Raw genomic sequence first — 2072 nt, 5'->3', positions numbered from 1 at the left:
CCTCAAGCCATGGCGCAGGGACATGTGGTGCATTCCCCATGTCGACGGCGAATACGTCGCCCGCATGGAGGACGTGCGCCCACGTCACGAGCGCCGTGTAACATTCATTCCGGCAACGTCGGCCCGATCTAGTTCAACACCGATCGGGACATCCCCGATGCCTTTCCTCTCGTTCTCGAAGAACATGCCGAGTGCGGCACTCGCCAGTTTACGGCCGAAGGCACGCATACTTTCGACTCCCCACGGATCAAAATGCGCTAGAGCGATCTCAACCACCCGTCGGGGCATCATCCGCGATGTTAGAGCGAGAGACAGTGGCTCCTCAATAGGATAAGGAGTCACGGGTTTGATCAATGAGGCGCTTAACAGCATCACCTCGTAGTCGTCGAACGCGCGCCGCAAGATCATCTGCAGAGCTTTCGTCCGGCGATACTGGCCGCACAGGCCGTCAAAACCCGAAGAGAAACCGGGAGCGGGAAGCGCTGCTGACAGAAACACCTGTACCTTGGGATATGGCTCGGCCCACTTACTCGAAAGCACAATTGTCCTCTCCTCGGAGGACGCGGGGGAAGAGACCTCTGGCTTCACTATTGGCGGGGCCACTTGCTCGAGCGGCATCATCGCTGCTGACAGAGTTGTCATAGCACCCCTCTGTTGCGCACTCGCGGAAGTGAGACGTACCGCTGGCCGCGAATTGGTGAGCTTGCGGAAAACCACATCAATCCTCCAATGCCTTCTCGATCAAAATGCCGATGCTGGACAGCTCGTCCATTGCACGCTGGGTGTGCGACCTGCGCCGCATTGCGGGAGCGCGTGACATATTCGGCACCGTCAGGTGCAGCATACCCCGCGCTTTCATCGCAGCGAAGGCATCACGTTCATACATCGGCGCGTCGATCATTGGCAAGGCCGCCAGCATGTCTTGAGCGTCCTGTTGAGAGACTGTCAGCCTGCCGGTCGGCACTCGCTGGCGAAGAATGGCGGTTTTGATTTGCAGTTTCTCTTGTATTAGTAGCTCGACAACGTATCGGTAAGTCGTAAGTGCTTCGTCGAGATCTAGAGGCGTTAGCATGGTCGGCACCAGAATGAAATCGGAGCTGGCGATAATACTCACATTGAGTTCGCTCAAGCCACCGCGAGTGTCAGCAAGCGCATAGTGGAAGCCGCTCGCTTCGGCCTGTGCATATGCGGTCTCCAGTAGGGGCAGCTCATCCGCAACGAATACGTCGCACTGAGGATCCCAAGTGCCGTTGCGCAGCGCATTTTCTTTCCATTTAGTAAGCGGGCGATTTTCGTCCGCTTCGAAAAGAGCGACTTTATTATCTTTGAATGCGAATGACGAGCACAGACCCATCAAAGCTGTAGTTTTGCCGGCCCCTCCTTTGAATGAGCAGCAAGTGATTAGTTTCATATCTGATGGCACCCCGTGCTGAACCAATTTTGATACGATATGCGATGTGTGTTTGCCAGGCCGACTAAGTCAGTTCAACACGACGCGACTCTGAGATGGAACGTCGTCAAGATAACCCGCCATGGATTACATACCGATAAACTTAGCTACAACCGCAACCGTTCTTTCGTGAAATGCAGAACCGACGTCATTACATTAGGCGCTTCTCAGCGCATGACTGAGACCCTAGAAGGCGTGGAGAGGCACACTGTCGGACTCGGTTGATGACGCTCCATTAAGTAAACGGCGAAGTGCTGCTATCACTTCGAGGAGAGCCTCCGTCTTTGAGCGCTTGCTGTCGTGCTTCGCCGGCACCGTCGGCTCCGAGCATGCGACGAATCATTAACGTAAATATATTTACGCCGCACGATATGCCGACGTCAAGGCCACGACAGCAGTCGCTGGCTTGAATATAATGATGATGACGGAGTACGGCGCACATAATAAAAGTCTCTTGCGGCATTAATCCCTTTACAATTGCGGCGTAATCATCCTTACGTTTTGCGGCACGATCGCAAGTCCGCCCTGTCGCCGAGCTATGCGGGATTTTGGGTGATGAGGTGATCAGGCGGCGTGGTTTGCCGGCATTTGGATGACCTCGATGCCGTCGTTGAATCTGACA

At 54.9% G+C, this 2072-nt stretch carries 2 protein-coding genes and 1 pseudogene; all 3 read right to left on the bottom strand.

What is annotated here, in order from left to right; translation table 11 throughout:
• Positions 1-84: 84 nt before the first annotated feature.
• A complete protein-coding gene (locus AC5ZGW_RS45955) occupies positions 85-717 on the bottom strand; it encodes a VirC2 family conjugal transfer protein (RefSeq protein WP_165421598.1) in 633 nt (210 codons plus the stop codon).
• A 1-nt stretch (position 718) separates the two neighbouring features.
• Positions 719-1411 carry a conjugal transfer ATPase VirC1 gene (locus AC5ZGW_RS45950; protein ID WP_130231874.1) on the bottom strand — a complete coding sequence of 231 codons (693 nt, stop codon included), beginning with the start codon at positions 1409-1411 and terminating at the stop codon, positions 719-721.
• Positions 1412-1685: 274 nt separating this feature from the next.
• A pseudogene (locus tag AC5ZGW_RS45945) lies at positions 1686-2072 on the bottom strand (hypothetical protein); the annotation flags it as partial.

The sequence above is a fragment of the Bradyrhizobium sp. Crot121 genome, from assembly GCF_059512385.1.
This window is presented reverse-complemented; position numbering and strand designations above follow the sequence as displayed.

What these genes read in the sequence shown, in the direction of transcription:
- AC5ZGW_RS45950 (WP_130231874.1), bottom strand. Translation starts at nt 1,411, where the DNA reads ATGAAACTAATCACTTGCTGCTCATTCAAAGGAGGGGCCGGCAAAACT.